Below are 20,000 nucleotides of genomic sequence, written 5' to 3'. Positions count from 1 at the left end.
GCCGTGAATGGATGGAATCTTCCATTTGCAGCAGCTTTTTTATCCCCGTTTTCGATCATGAACCGGGAAATAAATATCAATCTCAGCATTTTCATCTTCCGGTCCTGTAAACCGTTCTGTATAACATTCAAAATCATCCCGGGCGGCAAGCTCAAACCCGCTTTTGGGAAACCAGACACCCCAGATATAATGATAGGTTCTAAGCAGAGTATCCACAGTTCCTTTATGCGTGAACTTTGCGTATGTGCCCCCGCAGAGCTTTTTCTTTTTCATATGGTCGGGCACAGGATACGCATTCGGAATTTCAACCCCCACAAAGGCGGAAGTTTTGCTGTCTATGTGAAATCCGTCAGAAGAGCAGGTTTCCCCTGCCTCGTATACGCCAAACCGTCTGTTTGAGAGAAGCGAGGCGGGAATCTGTCGGTTAAACTGCTCCCACATGGCAATTGATTCATTGCCGCTGACCGTTGTATTGAACCGAAATCCCATAATATTTATGGCAGGCATGGAGACAAATTCCGGGGTTAATCCGGCATGGGTGACAATGGTCTCATCAGGGAGCCGCGCTGACTGGCGGTTTCCGATCAGAACATCAATTCCATGTTTTCTGTATTCGGAGGGTGTCATGGAATACCTGTCTTTAAACGCCCGGGTAAAGCTCTCTGCTGATTCAAAATAAAGAGAAAGTCCGATGTCAATAATCTTTTTATCGCTGTGGGTCAAGTCCCACGCAGCCTGTGTCAGGCGTCTGCTTCGTATGTAATTTCCGATGGTTTCCCCCATGACAGCGCTGAAATAGCGGTGGAAGTGATAATAAGAGTAGGAGACCGCTTCTGCGGCGTCACGTGCTGTAATCGTTTCATACAAATGATTCTCAATGAATACAATAGCCTGTCCGATGATTTGATGGTCGTTCACAGTCTCCTCCCTCCTTTTATGGTTCGGTCAAAGTATATTATAGAATTCCGGGCCTGCTTTTTCCTGAGGCAGCAGTGCCGGTATTTCCCAGGCATCCAGCATGCCGACGGAAAATGTCTGCCATGTATTTACCTGCGGTGAGCCGAATGTCATCTCTATGGTCTTATCTGTCACATCAAATACCATGGAGCGCAGTGTTCCGAAAAATTCTTTATAGTAGTGGCAGCAGAGGCCTTCAGGATAGGGAGCGGACAACAGATGTTTCATGTCTTCCTTGGAAATACGCCTGTCCTGTTCAAAGAGTTTTTCTATATTGCGGTTACGGATCAGGGAATTTTCGATAACCATTTTTTCGTAGGGCTTGATTTCCTCAAACAGGGTGTGGTTTGTGGACGTGAGATATGTTTTTTCACTGCTGCTGTCCAGGATTTCATATGCCTTGTGGCCATCTATGCATTGTAATAATGCTATTCTATCATAGCTGTCAGCCAACATCAAATTGATATTAAAACCAATAGGGGCATCCATGGTCCACCGGATTGCTTCCTCCACGGTTCTGCAGTTTTCCAGAATACTGCGCACAACGATCCAGAGCTGGAATCCCGTTACCCCCGGCTTTTGTGCACCCTCAAAATTGCCGACGGGAAGTCCGTTCCCCGCCTGGCACACTGCGAGGCCATGCTCATTTATTCCGTCACCTCTGCCGAACAGATGCAGGGTGGAGCCGATATAGCGGTATTTTCCCTTGATATCAGTATAGGCAAAGCACATCTCCTCCATTTCATCGTGGAAGTCATAATTTCTGGCCATCATGGTGTGGCGGTTTTCTGTTTTGGATGGAAGGGCTGCCATCAGGCTGCATCCGCGTTCCAGATAGGTCATTGCGTAGAAGAGGATCTGTTCCGCATGAACGCCGACGGTGTCTGAAAAGCCCAGAATCTCCTCGTTGATACCGGGACAGTATTCATCCAGCAGAGCGGTGATCTGCGCAAATTTATCATGGGGATAGGTATCGGGCGGCAGCAAGGCCCTCTGCAGCAGAACCGGCGCAGATAATATCCAGTTCCCAATCTGTATTCCCACTTCATAGCTTGTGCCTGTAAAATTTTTCAGATATACGTTTGTTTTTTCCATATTTCACATCATTCCTTTCTGTTATAAAAAGATTATAATTTGAAAGAAAGAGAGAAACTTGATATTTTTTGCTGTCCGGCAGATCAGTCTGTTTGGCGTGCGTGGTAACTTGGTACCCGAATAGGGCAACTGGGGCCCCATGCTATTGCGCATTTAAACAGAGTCTGTTAAGGTTTAGGCAGAAGGGAAAGGAGATGGCTGCGTGAAGATAACCGTGCACACGGACACAGATGAAAAAGAGACTCACATCCACGTAACATGCCCGGAAATGACACCGGAGATCGAAAGAATACTCTCCATGCTGCATATGCTGAACAAACAGCTTGCCGGGTATAAAGCAGGGGAGATGTATCTCATCGAGGCAGTGGATGTGCTGTATATTGATACCGCGGATAAAAAAACATTTCTCTATACAAAAAGTGAGGTGTATGAGACGGATCTGAAGCTTTATGAGCTGGAGGAACAACTGGAGGACGCTGATTTTTTCAGGGCAAACAAGTCCTGCATCATTAATTTCCGGCACATTGCTTCTCTGAAGTCAGAGCTGAACCGGCGTCTTCTTGTGACTATGACAAACGGGGAAAAACTGATTGTATCCAGACAATATGCAGAGTATATGAAAGAAAAACTGGGGGTTCGGTAGAGTATGGAAAGAGAGAAAACGATATTTGATTTTTTGGGAAATGTGTTTTGTATTTACGGGATCACTGCCACTATACTGATTCTGATCGCCTTTTTTTTCGGCGAAACGGCAAAGGAAATTTCCGGCATATTCAGGCTTGGAAGGCAGGGGATTCCTCTGGAGGTCATGGCGGAGTTTTTGCTGACTTCTTTTCTGGTGACCTGTATGCAGTACCTGTTCTTCTCGGAAAAGTTGTTCAAACGCTTGTCAGGGACCGGGCGGACCGTATGTATGCTGCTGTCCATTCTGACGATCACCTGTATGGCAATCTGGGGATTCGGCTGGTTTCCCGTAAATATGTGGGAACCGTGGGTATGTTTCATTGTCTGCTTTGCCATCAGTGTTGCTGTGAGCATAGGTGTTATGCGCCTGAAAATGAAGGCTGAGGACCGGAAACTGGAAGAGGGTCTGAACCGCATGAAGAAAAAATGGGAAGGGGAAGAGAAATAAAATGGATTGTGAAAACAGTATAAAAATAATGGAAATCACCCAAAGGTTCGGAGACAAAACAGTTCTGGAGGACATCAGCCTGACACTGAAAAAAGGTGAAATTTTCGGCCTGCTTGGCCCGTCCGGAGCCGGGAAAACAACACTGATCAAGATACTTACGGGACAGCTTGTACAGACAGGAGGAAGGGCGGAAGTATTGGGAACGGATACCAGAAAACTTACCAGCAGTATTTACACAAAGATGGGCATGGTGCTGGATAACACCGGACTGTATGACCGTCTGAGCTGCCGTGATAATCTGGCATTATTCGCGGAAATCTACAGGATACCAAAGGCAAAAATACGGGAAATCCTAAGCGCTGTGGGACTTTTGGAGGCAGAGAAGCGTCCGGTCAGCAAGCTTTCCAAGGGAATGCGGCAGCGCCTGGTCATGGCAAGAGCCCTGATGCACAGCCCGGAAATCCTTTTTCTGGATGAACCCGGCAGTGCGCTGGACCCCTCCACAGTAAGCGAGATCCATAACCTGATCCGTCAGGAGCAGGCAAAAGGAGCCACAGTCTTTCTCACCACCCACAATATGGAGGAGGCAGAAAAATTATGTGACCATGTTGCGCTCTTAAACCAGGGGAAAATCGTGGAATACGGAAAACCGGAGGAAATCTGCAGGAAATATAATGAGCAGAACCAGGTCAGGATTCTGCTGAAGGACGGCCGGGAGATCGATCTTCGAAACAGCAGGGAATCTGCCGGAAAGATTCAGGAGCTTTTTGCATCGGAACAGGTGGAGAGTATCCACTCTACAGAGCCAAATCTGGAAACGGTATTTCTGGAATTGACCGGAAGGAGGTTTGAGTAGCATGGATGGAAGAAAGATATATGCCGTATGGAAAAAACAGGTAAAAGATACCCTGAAAAATAAAGTGATACTGATTCAGTTTGTTATGTTCCCGCTGCTGACGGCTGTGATGCAGAATACCATAGATATGCAGGGAATGCAGGATAATTTCTTTGTGATTTTATTTGCCACCATGTATATCGGCATGGCTCCTCTCACCTCCATGGCGGCAATTATATCAGAGGAAAAAGAATGCAACACTTTGCGCGTACTGCTTATGTCCAATGTAAAGGCAGGGGAATATCTGCTCGGAACAGGCGGTTATGTGTTCATGATATGCACCATTGGCGCACTGTTTTTCGGGATCATGGGAAATTTCAGGGGAGAGGAACTGGCCGGTTTTGTGCTTGCCATGTGTGTGGGAATCGTGCTCTCCCTGCTTCTGGGAGCAGCGATCGGGGTGAAGAGCAGAGGGCAGATGGCTGCCACTTCCATAGCAGTTCCTGTCATGATGGTGCTCTCGTTTCTTCCCATGCTGGCGGCCTTCAATGAGAAAATCGCAAAGGTGTCAAAGTACATCTTTTCCCAGCAGGTCAGCAAAATCATGGAGGGGATCGGAACCCATGGAGCAGGGACTGAGAGTATGGTGATCATAGGAATCAATTTCTTTGCTGTTGTTTTGTTTTTTACGTTTTGTTACAGGAGATATGGTTTGGAATAAGTGTTGTGATCACAGAAGAGACTCTCCGGGCAGGATGTGCATTTCATACAGCCGGAAGATGGCTGCATGCAGTTCCGTGTCAGTAAAATGCGGAAGGCCGGGATGGGTTTTGTTTGAGGAGGAGAAGGTATGAAGCTGAATATGACCATAATTTCCGATTATCTGGACAGTCAGGACATAAAAAGAAAGCAGACGAACCGCCCCTTTTCTTTTTACCTGGAAAGCGTGGAGGTCTGCACAGGAGAAAGGTTCCGGGAATCCTGTCTTTACATTGCAGATGCAGAAGATCTTCCGGATGTTCCGGAGGCAGAAAACAGTATATCACTGATCTGTATAGGAAAACTGCCGGAAATTTACAGGCAGATACCCTGCGAATACCTCTGTGTGGAAGAGGGGACAGATATCACCCGACTGTTCCAGAAAGCAGCAGAAATCTTCCGGCGGTTTCAGGACATTGAGGTGAGGATTCTGAGATGTCTTGTGGACCATGCACCCATGAACGAGATAGGGAGGATTCTCTTTGAGGTATTGGAAAATCCCGTCTCTTTCGCGACCCCTGTATTCCGGATCATGATGTACGTGCCGGGAAAGAAAAACCATGATAAGAACTTTTCCCTGGCTGAGAATGCTTATCTTCCGGAAGATGAATACATGGTTGTTGTCTCTGACCCGGAGTACAAGGAGACGTTAAAGACAAAAATTCCCGGTATCTTTTCAGAGAAAATGTACGGGTTTCGGAAAATCTACTATAACATTTTTCACCGTCAGGAATATCTGGGAAGGCTTGTGGCAGATGAAGTTTACCGCCCCTGCAGGGAAAGTGATCTGTCATTTCTGATGCTCATATCCGATTATGTGAAGATGGCGTATCTGGACATCTGTCCCGTCAATCTGGGAGAGACAAAGGAGTTTGACCACATGGTGAAGGCGCTTACCGTTTCGGAACGGCCTTATCTGGACGTCTATGATTCCATACTCCGGTCTTACGGATGGGAAAAATCAGATACATATCTCTATGTCTATCTGTCCAGTTTTTCAGAGAATAACCGGCATTCCAGGCTGGCGGAACACATGTTGTATCTGCACCGGATCCTGGACAGTAATTATACGTTTGTCCATGGAAATCATATTCATCTCATTCTGCGATATCCATCCGGGAAAAATAAGAAAATATATGAAATACTGGAGAGCTTTGCCGGCCGTCATGACTTTTATATCGGATGCAGCGGCTGGTTTTCTGATTTTGAAAAAGTAGGCATGTATTACCATCAGGCAGTTATCGCTTTTGAAACAGGCAATCAGACGGACAGCACTGAAAGAGTGTATCTGTTTGAAAAATATATTCTGGAATATATGGTAAGGACAGCCTGCCTGAAACATAACAAAGAGTTTTATATTGCCCCGCCCCTGGCTGCACTGATGGATTACGACAAAAAGCATGGGACAGAGCTGCTGTATACCCTGAAAATATGTCTGGAAAACAGCGGCAGGGCAGTTATTGCCCAGGAAATCCTTCACGTGCACCGGACCACCTATCTGTACAGGATAAAAAGGATTGAGGAGATCACCGGCTGGCAGTTAAGCGATTATCGGACAAGACTGTATCTCATGCTTGTCTTTGAGATGATAGATACATGAGGGCCTGCCGGTTCCTACAAAATAGAGTAAAGAACCGGAAAAGCTTTCGGTGTTATGAGCATATTTTTTTACACTTGCCGGTGCTATGATGAAAGCATAAAAGAAGATCTTCTTTCAGGCCAAGAGATTACAGCGTGTTTAAAAATGGAGAAAGGGAGGATTCACATGGTAAGTGTAATAGGAATCGTGGCAGCCATTGCTCTGCTGGTATTCCTGGCTTTTAAACAGTGGAATATGCTTCTTGTCAGCCTGATCTGTGCTGTTATTGTGGGGCTGACAAGCGGTATCGGACTGTGGGCGGTTTTCAGTGATTACTACATGCCCGGTCTGGTGGGATTTTTCGGTTCGTGGTTTTTGATCTTTACCATCGGTGCCGTGTATTCAGAGTTCATGTCACGTTCCGGTTCGGTCTCAGCCATTGCGTATAAGCTGGTGGATGTATTTGGAAAAGAAAAGATACTGCTGGTCATGTTCATTGTGTGCTGTCTGCTGAATTTGGGCGGGGTAAATCCTTATGTACAGATATTTATTGTATGGCCAATGGCAGTGGTTCTGTCAAAGGAATTTAATATAAACAGAGGAATCTGGCTCTCTGTATTTTATCTGGGATTGTTCACAGCACAGCTCTTTCCGGGAAATCCCAGTATGGTGAATACCGTGGTATCCCAGATGCTGCAGGTGTCTGCCGGGACGGTGCCGGTGATCTGTCTGGCAATGTTTGTCCTCTATGCAGCAGCGGGATATTTCATCATCAGAAGGACGGAAAAAAGATGGGAAGAAAAAGGACGCAGATACGTGGAGACGGAGTCTGACAGGCAGATGGTGAAGCCTGACAGGGAAAATCTGCCGGGTCTGGCAGCAGCGCTTGCTCCCATGGTACTGGTGATTCTTTTGTATACAGGACTGACATCGGGCTGGTTTTCTTTTATGGGAATCGGGAGACTGGAAGCGTCCAATAGTATACTGGCCTCCATGGGAATCGCGTGTATTGTATGTTATCTTCTGAACCTGAAGACGCTTCGGGGCAGTGAAAAGGATATTCTGTTCAAAGGAATGGCCGGAGGATTAAATCCCACCTTTGCCGCTGCTGTTATTGCGGGTTTTCTGGGTGTTATTACAGGTTCCCACGGTTATCAGCTTTTCACCGAAGCGGTTCAGAATGTAGGAGGAAACCCGTATATGCAGTGCCTTATAGCGGGAAGTGTAACGGGATTTATAACCGGGGGCGGAGCTGTGACCGCGCAGACGGTCCTTGGAACTTTTGGGGCAGGATGGCTGGCGAATCCGTCAGTAAATACGGGGCTGCTGCGGCAGATAACCGTTGCGAATACAGCAGGCGGCATCACCTTATCCCCACATTCGGGCGGACTTCACGGGGTAATGGGATTTGCGGGAACGGATTTGAAGGAATCATATCCGGTGTGTATCACCAGCGTGATCCTTCCATCTATTGTGATCAATATTATTTTTTCTGCTATTGCAGTATTGATGTAACGGTTCAGACAGGTGTGCGCATTCACTGCGCTGACCGCATGAATGCGTGGCAGCAGTGAGCATCCGGCCCATGGCAAAGCGATTTTAAATGGCCGGATGCATGTAACTGTTCAGTTATCTGAAGGATTACGTTTTTGTAGAAGGAGGAATGGATTATGGCAGATAATATGGTACTGGACTGGATGAAATTCAGCAGCTCCGTAGGCGGTGAGGCAGACGAGAAGGAAAATTATCTGAAGGTTATCCGGGGAGAGGAACCGGACTGGGTACCCCTGTATTTTGACGCCTGCGACTGGGTATTTACGGGTTTTATGCTGGACTATGTAAATAAAGAGAGAAAGTTTGATATTTTCAACGTGGAGTGGGAAATTAACGATGCGGGCAAGATGCCAAAACCGGACAGAAAGCTGTTGGAAGACGTGACAAAATGGAGGGAGTTTGTGAATTTCCCGGATACCTCCAAAATTGACTGGGAGCAGATGGCAGCAGAGGCTCTGCGCATGCATAACCCCAATAAGGCCATGGGCTACCGGACAGACGGCTGCGGGGGTAACTTTTTCATTCCTCTGATGAACATGATGGGATTTGAGGAGGGTTTATGCGCGCTTCTGGAGGAACCGGAGGCGGTGGATGGGCTGTTTGATGCAGTCACTGTGCTGACCGAGGAGGCTATGCGGCATCTGATCCCCATCTATAAACCGGATGTGGTGATCATTGATGATGATATGGCTGCTGCCACGAATCTTTTTATTTCCACAGAAACCTTCCGGAACAGGTTCCGTCCTTTTTATCAGAGGCTTATTGATGTGGCAAAGGAATTTGGGCTGCCGGTTGAACTCCATATGTGCGGGTGCTGTGAAAAGATCATACCTGATTTTGTGGAAATGGGTGTCAATATCTGGCAGCCGGCCCAGGTCATGAATGATCTTAAGGGAATCAAGGCCAGATATGGAAACTGTCTTGTATTAAACGGCGGCTGGGATTCCCAGGGAAAGGCCGGAATGCCCGGAGCGTCCGAGGAGGTAGTGCGGCAGTCTGCGAGAACTGCCATAGATAACTTCGCAGCGGGCGGCGGCTATGTATTCTGGGATTTGAGCCCTGTAGGCAATTCGGATGATATGCTGAGAAAAATAGCCTGGGTGGAGGATGAGGCCAGAAAGTACGGCAGGCAGTATTACCGCAGGAAAGATTAGGAGTGAGCCTGTCTTTGTCATTGCCCCGTGGGGATACCGGAACCTGCGATTTTTAAAAACTCCTCCATGGCTCTTGTCACATACCGGGAGCGTTTGTGGTAGAAATAAATATTCCGCTGGGAGATGTCCGGCGGCAGCTTATAAAAAACAATCCTGGAGTCATCAGGCACATGCCGGATCAGGGTGTCTGTTACAAAGGCGATCCCCATGCCGTAACAGGCAAGATGATAGGCCGTGACCTGCTGGTCCAGCTTCAGAGGCACATGGGGCGCAAGACCTGCGCTTTTTAAAAGCAGGTCAGAGCGCTCACGTGTGTCATTTCCTGCTCTGAGAAGCAGGAAAGGGTCATGGGCAAAATGCTGCAGGATATCAGGGCAGACACAGCACTCTTCATAAGAACCGTTTTTTATGGAGGCAGCGTCCAGACAGCAGGTATCCGGTCCTTTTTCGCGGGCCAGTCCTGCGGGGACTGCAAGAAGAAGCTGTTCCTTGCAGAAAAAATGGCGGTCATAAATGGTATCTGAGAAAGGATAGTTGTCAATCACCAGATCCAGACTGCCGGAAAAGAGTTGTTTTTCCAGATCGCCTGTGGTGGACTCCGTCATTTTCACCTCTATGGAGGGATATTTTCCCATAAAGCCGGAGAGCAGGGGCGGCAGGACGTAGGAGGCAAAGAGATTGCTTCCCCCTACAGAAAGATGTCCGGTCCTGAGGGCCTCAAAGTCATTCAGATAATTTTCAAATTCATTTTCCATATCCATGAGATGTTCCACGTAATGTATGTATTTTTCCCCGCACTCTGTAAGCATGATAGGGCTGGTGCTTCTGTCAAAAATGGGGGTTCCGAGACGGGCCTCAATCTTTTTTATGGTAGCGCTTAAGGACGGCTGGGAGATATAGAGGTTAGCGGCAGCTTTTGAAAAGCTCCTTGTTTTATAAACTTCATAAACGTATTTTTTTCCTTCAAACATGAAATCCACCTGCATTTCTGGTAAGCGTTCAGCCGGGTGAATACTTACCGCTTCTTTTTTTATCTTATCATGAATTCCCCTGTATATAAACAATTATTTATAATAAATATATACATATATGTATTAGCTTCTAATAACAGGCGAACTTATAATATAGATAGCAAAAGACTGTGGTATACAGAACTGCTTTATGCGGCAGTATATTAACAGTAAAAAGAAGAGGCAGGCAGTGGCGAAAAACGCTGTAAAATACATGTAAGGCGGCAAGAACGGCCTGCAGGAAAAAGAGGTAAGGAAAAGATATGGATACAAAAGAAAAAATGGTAAAGACAAGACTGGAACATGATTCTATCGGCACAAAAGAAGTACCGGCGGAAGCCTACTACGGAGTACAGACCCTCCGCGCTGCAGAGAATTTTTACATAACAGGCATGAATATGCACCCGGAACTGATCAACAGCGTGGCGCAGATAAAAAAGGCGGCAGCCATCACGAATTTTGAGGTGGGACGGCTGGATAAAAAAAGAACGGACGCCATCGTGCGGGCCTGTGACGAGATCATATCCGGCAGACTTCACGACCAGTTTATTGTGGACCCAATCCAGGGCGGTGCAGGGACATCCCTGAACATGAACGCCAACGAGGTGATCGCCAACAGGGCCGTCGAGATTTTAGGAGGCAGAAAGGGAGATTATTCTATTGTCAATCCCAATGACCATGTAAACTACGGGCAGTCCACCAATGATGTCTTTCCCTCCTGCGGAAGGCTCACAGCCCTGAAGCTTCTGAACCGGGCAAAGGAACAGTTAGAGCGGCTGTATCAGGCGCTTATGGAAAAAGCGGAGGAGTTTGACGATGTGATCAAAATGGGCAGGACACAGCTTCAGGACGCGGTGCCCATCCGTCTCGGTCAGGAATTCAGGGCCTATGCAACGGCGATCCGCCGGGATATTACCAGATTTGAACACGCAAAGGAGGAGATGAGTTCCTTAAATCTGGGCGGGACAGCCATCGGCACCGGCCTGAACGCAGATGTGCAGTATCTCCAGAAAGTAGTGAAGAATATCGCTCTGGTATCCGGCCTGGATCTGGTGCAGTCCTATGACCTGATCGATGCTACACAGAATCTGGATGGATATACTTCGGTATCCGGCGCTGTGAAGACCTGCGCAGTCAATCTCTCCAAAATGTCCAATGACCTGCGCCTCATATCATCCGGACCGAGAGCCGGCCTTGGGGAGATCAATCTTCCGGCCAGACAGAATGGCTCCTCCATCATGCCGGGAAAAGTCAATCCGGTCATCCCGGAGGTAGTGAATCAGGTTGCCTTTAACATCATCGGCAATGATATGACCATTGCCATGGCAACAGAGGCGGGACAGCTTGAACTGAATGCTTTTGAGCCGATCATCTTCTACAATCTTTTCCAGTCCATTGAGACCCTGACCTTTGCCGTGCATACGCTGGTGGACAACTGTATCAAAGGGATCACAGCCAACCGGGAGCACTGCAGGAATATGGTGGAGAACAGTGTGGGCATCATCACTGCCATCTGTCCTCATGTGGGATATGAAAAGGCAGCCGTTCTTGCAAAGGAGGCTATTTCAACGGGGGCTTCCGTGCGGAGTCTGATCCTGAGAGATAAACTGCTTGGGGAGGAGGAGTTAAATGTTATTTTAAACCCCTACTCCATGACGGAACCGGGAATTTCCGGTGAACAGTTACTGGATAACATTTGACAAAATGGACAAAAAGTGGTATGTTTTTCTTATGGATTTAGTGAAAATCACTATAATCCGGGTATTGCAGACAACATGACAAGAATGGCGGCAGCAGCGCTGCTGTCAGAATCAAAAGACCGCGCAGCCAGCCGGTTTGCCTGCGTATGAGGAGAGGCAGATTTCACCGTATGCGGACAGAGCATGGATACTGACAAACGGCGAAAGGAGGAAGCATGAACACGGAACAGTTGAATCGAATGCGTTCGGGAAAAGGTTTTATAGCAGCCCTTGACCAGAGCGGCGGCAGTACGCCGAAAGCGCTGAGACTCTATGGTATTGCTGAGGACAGCTACCATGGGGAGGAAGAGATGTTTGACCTGGTCCACTCTATGCGTACAAGGATCATGACCAGCCCGGCATTTACTTCGGAGCATATTCTGGCAGCCATTCTCTTTGAAAAGACTATGGAGCGGGAAGTGGAAGGAAAACTGACGGCAGATTATCTGTGGGAAGAGAAACACATCCTTCCGATTCTGAAAGTGGACAAAGGACTTGCACTGGTGGAGAATGGTGTACAGTGCATGAAACCCATTCCGGGACTGGATGAACTGCTTGTACGGGCAAAAGAGCGTCATATCTTCGGAACCAAGATGCGCTCCGTCATTAAAGAAGCCAATGAGGCAGGCATCCGTGCTGTTGTGGAACAACAGTTTGAACTGGGGATTCAGATCGCAGAAGCCGGACTGGTTCCCATTTTGGAACCGGAGATTGACATTTTCAGTACAGATAAAGCGGAGTCTGAAAGAATCATGAAAGGATATCTGCAGGAGCATCTGGCAAAACTGGATGACAGTATACAGATTATGTTCAAGCTTTCGATTCCGGATGTGGATGGTTTTTATTCTGACATTATGGAAGACACTCATGTGGTTCGTGTGGTGGCTCTTTCCGGGGGTTACAGCAGGGATGAGGCAGACGAAAAATTAGCCCGGAATCCGGGCCTGATAGCCAGCTTCTCCAGAGCACTGACCCAGGGGCTGAATGTTAATCAGACGGAGGAAGAGTTCAATAATTTGCTGAGGGAGTCCATAGACGCGATCTATAAGGCTTCTATTACCTGAGGGTAGTGATATAATGACAGTATTTCCTGCAATTGCAGGGTATATTCTATGATGAGGTGCTGCGTAGTTTGCAGCACCTTTTATAGTTTTAGAGGAAAACGTTTCTTTTTATCAGCAGATACAGGCGAATTGTCTGCTGTTCTTCCATCAATTCCCATGGTAGAAATTACCATTCAGTAAATATACGCAAATATATATTATTATCTGCTATTTTTCATTATAATACTTCCAAAAGACTTTAGATTTCATAAGAAACAGGTTTTAAATTGTTATGAAACCTTTTGTTTTGGTTGCGAATAAAGGAAAGGAGAGGCCGGAAAGCAGAGAAAATGGACTTAGAATGTTATATTTTACTCGTCTGAAATATAACGAAAGTTACGAATGGTTTCAAGTGATATTGAAAACGAAAGAGAAAAATGGGAAAACGAAACTGAAAATTGTAAGATATACATCAAAATGAAAGATAAGAATGAACATTATGCTGATTATGTATGAATTGTTTATGAATAGATTGACAATTTGTGGCGGCTTTTGTAAAATTAACTTATAAAAACAACAGGAAATCACATCATATTTAGCAGAGCTAAATAAGCACAGATTCCATTTTCAGACGAACCAGCCGGCATCCGGAAAAGATGGATAGAACGAAAGAAAAAAGAGAGGAAGCAATGTTACAGGAAGAGAGAAAGCAGTACATATTAAATTTGCTGAGTGCAAAATCATCGGTAACAGTTGCAGAATTGAGCAAAGCGTTTCAACTGTCCGAGGTCAGCGTCCGCAAGATGCTCGTGAAGATGGAAGAACAGGGGGAAATAAAAAGGACATGGGGAGGAGCCGTCAGTGTGGAAGGTTCCCTGCAGGAATATTCACATTCTGAGAAAGTTCCCAAATATTTGAAAGAAAAGCTTTCAATTGCAAAAGCCGCATATGAATGCATCAATGACGGGGATGCCATCATGCTGGATTCCGGGACAACCACTTTGCAGATAGCAAGACTGATCAAGAAGGGGCCAAAGAGAAAAATCATGGTGACCACCAATGCAATCAATATTGCCATGGAGCTTGCAGAAGCAGAAGACATCCCGGTGGTATTGATTGGAGGAGAGGTAAGGCACAGAATTCTCTGCTGTACAGGGAACTTCGCAGATGAGATGGTGCGGAGGCTGTTTTTTGATAAAGGCTTTGTGAGCGGAAACCACCTTTCCCTGGAACATGGATTTACAACGCCGAACATAGGGGAAGCGAATTTTAAAAGAGCAGTTATGAACTCATCCAAGGAGTCATTTATAGTTTTGGATCACTCAAAATTCGGTGACGACTCCTTATCCCTAATCTGTCCCATTAAGGAAATGGATACAGTGATCACAGACTGGGGCGCCCCTATCCAGTTTGTGGAGCAGCTCAGGCTGAAAGGGGTGCGGGTCATCTGCGGCAATGAACCAGTCAATTATTGGAAGGACACGGTAGTGTGAATTGTATGGCTGAAAAGGACAGATTCAAAGTGCGCACGGTCTGTTCGGACAGTTTATATAAGAGTTTAAAAAGCAAAAGAACGGGAGGATAAAACCGTATGAAAAACAAAAAGGTGTGGAAGTTTCTGGGTGTGATTTTGTCTGTAAGTATGATGTTTACGCTGAACGGCTGCGGTTCCGATAAGAAAGAGGAATCACAGGGCGGGAGCAACACGGATCATGCAGAGTTTTCCTGGGATATGTGCTCCGGGGATACTATAACGGTGCTGTTCAACGAACATCAGTATGTAACGCCGATCATAGAGAAAATGGAGGATTTTGAGAAACTCACCGGCATAAAAGTGGAGCATTCGACTATACCGGAATCGAATTATTTTGACAAGATAGGAACTCTTTTAAACGCAAAATCAGATAAACTGGACATTTTCATGACAGGACCTTATCAAATCTGGGAATACGGAAGCGCCGGCTATATGGAAGACCTGCAGCCCTATATTGACAATGATAAGAAGACAAATCCTGATTTTGACTCGGATGATTTCTTCCAGTCGATTCTGGACTCTGCGCGCTGGGATGGCGTTGAGGGCCATGAAATGGGAACAGGTCCCCTTTTAGGCCTGCCAATGGGATTTGAATCAAATGTCATGATCTACAACAAGAGAATCCTGGATGAGAAGGGCCTGCCGGTTCCAAAAACCACCTCAGAGCTTTTAGAGACCGCCAGGGCACTTCAAAAACACAATGGGGAAAACTCCTACGGTGTCGCACTCCGCGGGGAATTAGGCTGGGGAACCATCATCACTGCTTATCAGAGTCTGTATAAGATGTGGGGGGCCACTGACTTTGAAGTGGAGGGTGACAAGCTTGTCTCAAAAGTAAACAGCCCGGAAGCTGTGGAAATGACCGATTGGTATGTAAAACTGATCCAGGAGGGCGGAAGTCCTACATGGGCAAGTGCGACCTGGTCTTCCTGCGGTGGGGAATTAGGTGCAGGAACAGCAGCCATTATGCTGGATGCCACCAACAACGCGTTTTCCCAGACAATCCCAGAAAATGCGGCAGAAGCAGAGAATTTGGTGATTGCTCCCATTCCTCTGCCGGACGGCAAGACAGATGCAGATACAAAATCACAGCTCTGGACCTGGTCCCTGGCAATGAACAGCGCATCTGCCCACAAGGATGCCGCATGGCTGTTCTTACAGTATTTTTCAGGCAAAGAATATCAGAATGAATCTTCTGTAAGCGCGAAGATTGTAAATACCCCCAGGCAGTCAAGCTATGACCAAGATGCATACCAGGAACTGCTTAAAAATTCTGAGGGATTTGTGGAGACTTTTGATGCCACAGTGGATTACACAAGGATGTATTACACACCCGAGACATATTTCTTTGAGGTGTCACAGACCTGGTGCCAGACACTACAGGAGCTGGTGGAAGGTAAATACGCGTCCACACAGGAGGGAATGGACAAGTTAAAAGAAAAGCTGGATGAGATCGTATCACATATAGAGATTACGGAATAAGAACTGGGCCCGCCTTGATATTGGTGTCTGGGCGGGCTTTTTTTGACTTTTTTTACGAAAATGAGGAGGTTGGGTCATGCGGGGAAATATGGCAAAAACGAAACAAACAGGGCAGAAGCTGAATAAAAAGCCCATGAATCTGCGCCTGCGGCCATGGCTTATCATACTGCCCACTTTGGTAGTGACGCTTGGTATCTTGTATCCATTTTATCAGGCTGTGTTTTATTCCTTGACGGATTATTCATTGAAAAAGCCGGTATGGCATTTTGTGGGACTGAAAAACTGGCTGGAAATGTTCAAGGGAGTGAATTTCTGGCACTCTCTGTGGGTTACCGTGAAATATACCATAGCCGCACTGGTGGTAGAGATGGGACTGGGGCTGGTAATCGCCTTATCTCTGAATCGGAAAGACAATTTGTTCACCAGGATCTTGAAGGTGGTCTTGATCTTTCCTCTGATGGTATCTCCGGTCATTGCTACACTGCTTTTTAAATTGATGACCAATTCCTCTGTGGGTGTGGTGGAAAGATTCCTGAATCTGTTCGGCGTGTATGGATTTCCGTGGACGGCTGATTCCTCCACCGCATTGTTTTCCGTCATTTTGATTGACACCTGGGTATATACGCCTTTTGTGCTGCTTCTCATCCTGGCAGGCCTTCAGGGACTTCCAAAGTCACCCTATGAGTCAGCCATGATCGACGGGGGAAGCGCATGGTTTACCTTTAAGACTTTGACACTGCCGCTTTTAAAACCGGTGATCCTGATCACATTGATCTTCAGGCTGTGCGCTGCGATACAGGAGTTTTCTATCATATATTCTACGACAAAAGGCGGCCCCGGGGATACCCTGATGAATCTTTCACTCAGTGCATACCGGGATGCATTCACCTATTCCAGTATCGGAAAAGCGGTTCCTCAGATCTTGGTCTTATGGGTGATCATAAACTTTATCAGCAGTAAACTGGTCAAAGCGTGGCTGAAAGCAAAGTCAGCGAACAACGGATAGAGAGGAGGGTGTGCTATGTATCAGAACAAATCGAGATTTGCAAAAGTGCTGGGGATCGCCAGTACGGTTTTTCTTGTGATCTATACGATCTTTTCCGTTTTCCCGCTCATTTGGATGGTTATCATTTCTTTCAAGAGCGATGTGGATATGTTCAAGACATTGTTCATATTTAAACCCACACTGGATAACTTCAGAAATGTCCTGACTACGGGAAACTATGTAAAAGCGTTTGGAGATAACTTTATTATCTGTTCCGGGGCGGTGCTGGTGTCCGTGATCGTGGGCGTACCCGCGGCCTATGCCCTGGCAAGATATAATTTTAAGCGGAAAGAGACTGTGGCGTTTACGATACTTTCGTTTAAGTTCGCGCCTGAGATTCTTATCATAATTCCGTTATTTGCCATATTCCAAAAACTGCATCTGTATGACACCTATTTCGGAATGATATGGATCTATCAGTTTATTGGTCTTCCGCTGCTGATCTGGGTCTTGCGGGGGTACTTTGAAGATATTCCCGTGGAAATGGAAAGAGCGGCAGAACTTGACGGATACAGCTGGTTTGAGGTGTTCTTTAAAATGCTGATACCGCTCATACGGCCGGGTCTTGTGGCAGCAGCGCTTCTGACCTTCATTTTCTGCTGGAATAACTTTACGTTTGGATTGATGCTCTGTGGGTTTAATATCCAGACAATTACAGTTTCCGCACTGACGTATATCGCTACGGACACGATACATTACGGGCAGATGGCTGTGGCATCCCTGATCGCCATAGCACCTGAAATCGTGTTGTGTCTGTGCATCCAGAAACATCTGGTCCGGGGACTGAGCTTTGGTGCCGTGAAAGGATAGGTGAATAAAATGGCGAGAATCAGACTGGATCATGTGACAAAAAAATATGGCAGCATCACAGCGCTGAAGGATGTATCCATTGATGTAAAAGACAATGAATTCTATGTGATCTTCGGTCCTGCAGGCGCCGGAAAAACCTCTGTTTTGAATCTGATAGCCGGCATCTCAGACCCGGAGGAAGGGGATATCCTGTTTGACGATGCATATATGAATTATGTGGAGCCAAGGGAGCGGGATGTGGCCATGGTGTTTGAAAATTATGCCCTGTATCCTCACAAAACGGTATACGAAAACATCGCTTCCAGCATGAGAACGAAAAAGCACCGGCAGCCGGAGGAAGTGGTGGACCGCGAGGTGAAAAGAGTTGCAGCGATGATGAATATATCCGAGCTTCTGGAACGGAAACCCACTCAGGCCAGCAATGGGCAGCGGCAGAGGATTGCACTGGGACGTGCCCTGGTAAGAAATCCGAATGTATTTCTTATGGATGAACCGCTGGCCCATCTGGATGCAAAGCTCAGGAATTCCATGCGCAAGGAATTGAAATCCATGCAGGAAGCATTTCACACCACGACAATCTATGTGACACATGACTATACGGAGGCAATGAGCCTTGGAGACAGGATAGCGGTTATCCATGAGGGCAGTATCTGCCAGGTAGGGACAGGGAATGAGGTCTATTACCTGCCTGAGACGGAATTTGTGGCAAAGCTTTTCGGAGACTGTGAGATCAATATCCTAAAGGGGTGTGTGACGGAGGAAAAAGGAAGAACCGGTATCCGTCTCCCCTATGGAGAGGAAGTCTATCCGGTGCCGGATGACGTGGGGGAGAGACTGCAGTGTGCGGGGGTAAAGGATGTGGATATCGGCTTCAGGGGCTGGGCGATTGACTACAGCAGAGAGCCGCGAAAAGGATATGTCCGGGGGAAGATCTATACCCATGAACCGCTTGGAAATAAAGTGGAGCTTACAGTAAGCCTTGGTGATGATATGATACGTTTTATTGTACATGTGGATGAGAGATTTGAGATCGATGAGGCGATTTATCTTCATTTTAACATGGATAAAGGTATTTTCTTTCACAGTGAGACAAAGGAATACCTGGTGCGCCACAATGAGGAAGTCATGAGAGGCGGTGGAAAGAATGGCTAATTTAAAACTGCAGAATCTGTACAAGATGTATGACCAGGGCAATGGAAAAAAGGACGGCGTCTATGCAGTAAACAACCTGAATCTGGAGATTGAAGACGGTACGTTTCTCGGCATTCTTGGCCCTTCCGGATGCGGGAAATCCACGACGCTCCGCATGATCGCAGGACTTGAGGAGATCACAAAAGGTGAGATTGCCATTGGTGATATGGTCATCAATGACATCCATCCGAAAGAGCGGAAAATAGGACTGGCATTTGAAGATTATGCTTTATATCCACCCCTGTCAGTGTACAATAACATCGCCTTTTGTCTGAAGGCGAACAAAGTAGACAAGAAAGAAATCGACCAGAGAGTCAGGAAGATTGCTAAGACCATGAAGGTGGAAGAACTGCTGGATGCAAAAGTGGAGGGCCTGAGCGGAGGACAGAAGCAGAGGGTCAATATAGCCAGGGCCCTGGTAAGGAATCCGAGAATCCTGCTGCTGGATGAACCATTGTCTCACCTGGATGGGAAGATGAGACAGATTTTAAGGGGAGAGATCAAAAGACTGCACAAAGAGATTAAATGTACCACGATCCTGGTGACCCATGACCAGATGGAGGCATTATCCCTGGCTGATCATATTGCAATCATGAAACTGGGAGTGCTGCAGCAGTATGGGACGCCGGATGAGATATACAATGACCCGGTCAATATATTTGTAGCAGATTTCATCGGTGAACCTCCGATGAATCTGCTGCCAGTGACTGTGCAGAAAGCGGACGGCGGCTTTTGTTTTCTCCTGCTGGATGGCACCAGGATAAAGGCACCGGCTAAGTTTCATTCCATTCTGGAAGACGGACAGCAGTATACCATGGGAATCCGGCCTACCAGCATTATGATCGCCGATGAGAAAGACTATGATGCACAGTTTACCGTGGATGTATTTGAAAATCTGGGTGATGAGAGAATCATCAGTATTCGTATCCTGGAGGATTTTCTTACAATCGTGATAGAAGATATGCTGGTTTTCCAAAAAGGAAGCAGGATATATGTGAAAATGAAGGAAGATTTGCTGTACCTCTTTGACAGGGAAACAGGAGAGCGTGTGAGGGAACAGGGACAAAGAAATGGAGGATGA

At 46.7% G+C, this 20,000-nt stretch carries 18 protein-coding genes; 15 read left to right on the top strand and 3 right to left on the bottom strand.

Going from position 1 to position 20,000, the window contains the following annotated elements:
• Window positions 1-39: 39 nt before the first annotated feature.
• Together WMO65_RS12215 and WMO65_RS12210 are read right to left on the bottom strand one after the other, a co-directional pair.
• Entirely contained in the window at window positions 40-918 is an 879-nt protein-coding gene (locus WMO65_RS12215) for an AraC family transcriptional regulator (RefSeq protein WP_148391613.1), read from the bottom strand.
• A gap of 27 nt (window positions 919-945) precedes the next feature.
• Window positions 946-2,052, bottom strand: coding sequence for a C45 family autoproteolytic acyltransferase/hydrolase (locus WMO65_RS12210; protein WP_148391612.1), 1,107 nt, complete (start codon window positions 2,050-2,052; stop codon window positions 946-948).
• Window positions 2,053-2,254: 202 nt separating this feature from the next.
• On the opposite strand from WMO65_RS12210, the gene WMO65_RS12205 reads away from it, so the two are divergent.
• From WMO65_RS12205 to WMO65_RS12175, 7 genes are all read left to right on the top strand, one after another.
• A complete protein-coding gene (locus WMO65_RS12205) occupies window positions 2,255-2,695 on the top strand; it encodes a LytTR family DNA-binding domain-containing protein (protein WP_103731706.1) in 441 nt (146 codons plus the stop codon).
• A 3-nt stretch (window positions 2,696-2,698) separates the two neighbouring features.
• The gene (locus WMO65_RS12200; protein WP_148391611.1) at window positions 2,699-3,184 is read left to right on the top strand and encodes a hypothetical protein; all 486 of its coding nucleotides are present in this window, start codon (window positions 2,699-2,701) and stop codon (window positions 3,182-3,184) included.
• 1 nt (window position 3,185) lies between these two features.
• Window positions 3,186-4,040, top strand: a complete 855-nt coding sequence (locus WMO65_RS12195) for an ABC transporter ATP-binding protein (protein WP_148391609.1) — start codon at window positions 3,186-3,188, stop codon at window positions 4,038-4,040.
• A 1-nt stretch (window position 4,041) separates the two neighbouring features.
• The gene (locus tag WMO65_RS12190) at window positions 4,042-4,740 is read left to right on the top strand and encodes an ABC transporter permease (protein ID WP_148391608.1); all 699 of its coding nucleotides are present in this window, start codon (window positions 4,042-4,044) and stop codon (window positions 4,738-4,740) included.
• Between the two features lie 129 nt (window positions 4,741-4,869).
• Window positions 4,870-6,378 (top strand): helix-turn-helix domain-containing protein, encoded by a 1,509-nt coding sequence (locus WMO65_RS12185; RefSeq protein WP_148391606.1) that lies wholly within the window; start codon window positions 4,870-4,872, stop codon window positions 6,376-6,378.
• A gap of 165 nt (window positions 6,379-6,543) precedes the next feature.
• The gene (locus WMO65_RS12180; RefSeq protein ID WP_158587338.1) at window positions 6,544-7,872 is read left to right on the top strand and encodes a GntP family permease; all 1,329 of its coding nucleotides are present in this window, start codon (window positions 6,544-6,546) and stop codon (window positions 7,870-7,872) included.
• 155 nt (window positions 7,873-8,027) lie between these two features.
• Entirely contained in the window at window positions 8,028-9,065 is a 1,038-nt protein-coding gene (locus tag WMO65_RS12175) for a uroporphyrinogen decarboxylase family protein (RefSeq protein WP_148391602.1), read from the top strand.
• 17 nt (window positions 9,066-9,082) lie between these two features.
• Here WMO65_RS12175 and WMO65_RS12170 read toward each other — a convergent pair whose 3' ends face one another.
• Window positions 9,083-10,036: a LysR family transcriptional regulator gene (locus WMO65_RS12170; protein WP_033140527.1), complete on the bottom strand. Its 954-nt coding sequence runs from the start codon at window positions 10,034-10,036 to the stop codon at window positions 9,083-9,085.
• A gap of 302 nt (window positions 10,037-10,338) precedes the next feature.
• On the opposite strand from WMO65_RS12170, the gene aspA reads away from it, so the two are divergent.
• The 8 genes from aspA (at window position 10,339) to WMO65_RS12130 (ending at window position 20,000) form a co-directional block, all read left to right on the top strand.
• On the top strand, window positions 10,339-11,775 hold the full coding sequence (aspA, locus tag WMO65_RS12165) for an aspartate ammonia-lyase (protein ID WP_081960241.1): 1,437 nt from the start codon (window positions 10,339-10,341) through the stop codon (window positions 11,773-11,775).
• 215 nt (window positions 11,776-11,990) lie between these two features.
• Window positions 11,991-12,878, top strand: coding sequence for a fructose bisphosphate aldolase (locus WMO65_RS12160; protein ID WP_148391600.1), 888 nt, complete (start codon window positions 11,991-11,993; stop codon window positions 12,876-12,878).
• Window positions 12,879-13,546: 668 nt separating this feature from the next.
• Window positions 13,547-14,350 carry a DeoR/GlpR family DNA-binding transcription regulator gene (locus tag WMO65_RS12155; protein ID WP_033140524.1) on the top strand — a complete coding sequence of 268 codons (804 nt, stop codon included), beginning with the start codon at window positions 13,547-13,549 and terminating at the stop codon, window positions 14,348-14,350.
• Window positions 14,351-14,448: 98 nt separating this feature from the next.
• Window positions 14,449-15,873 (top strand): ABC transporter substrate-binding protein, encoded by a 1,425-nt coding sequence (locus WMO65_RS12150; RefSeq protein ID WP_148391598.1) that lies wholly within the window; start codon window positions 14,449-14,451, stop codon window positions 15,871-15,873.
• 76 nt (window positions 15,874-15,949) lie between these two features.
• On the top strand, window positions 15,950-16,879 hold the full coding sequence (locus WMO65_RS12145) for a carbohydrate ABC transporter permease (protein ID WP_054351079.1): 930 nt from the start codon (window positions 15,950-15,952) through the stop codon (window positions 16,877-16,879).
• A 15-nt stretch (window positions 16,880-16,894) separates the two neighbouring features.
• Window positions 16,895-17,728, top strand: a complete 834-nt coding sequence (locus WMO65_RS12140) for a carbohydrate ABC transporter permease (protein ID WP_033140521.1) — start codon at window positions 16,895-16,897, stop codon at window positions 17,726-17,728.
• Between the two features lie 9 nt (window positions 17,729-17,737).
• On the top strand, window positions 17,738-18,880 hold the full coding sequence (locus tag WMO65_RS12135) for an ABC transporter ATP-binding protein (RefSeq protein WP_033140520.1): 1,143 nt from the start codon (window positions 17,738-17,740) through the stop codon (window positions 18,878-18,880).
• Complete coding sequence (locus WMO65_RS12130) at window positions 18,873-20,000, top strand: ABC transporter ATP-binding protein (RefSeq protein WP_148391597.1); 1,128 nt, start codon at window positions 18,873-18,875, stop codon at window positions 19,998-20,000. The genes WMO65_RS12135 and WMO65_RS12130 overlap by 8 nt, the downstream gene beginning before the upstream one ends.

The sequence above is a fragment of the Blautia caccae genome (assembly GCF_040095955.1).
In the GTDB taxonomy this organism is placed as follows: Bacteria; Bacillota; Clostridia; order Lachnospirales; family Lachnospiraceae; genus Blautia; species Blautia celeris.
The sequence above is the reverse complement of the archived record's forward strand: the minus strand, read 5'-3'. Positions and strand labels throughout refer to the sequence as shown.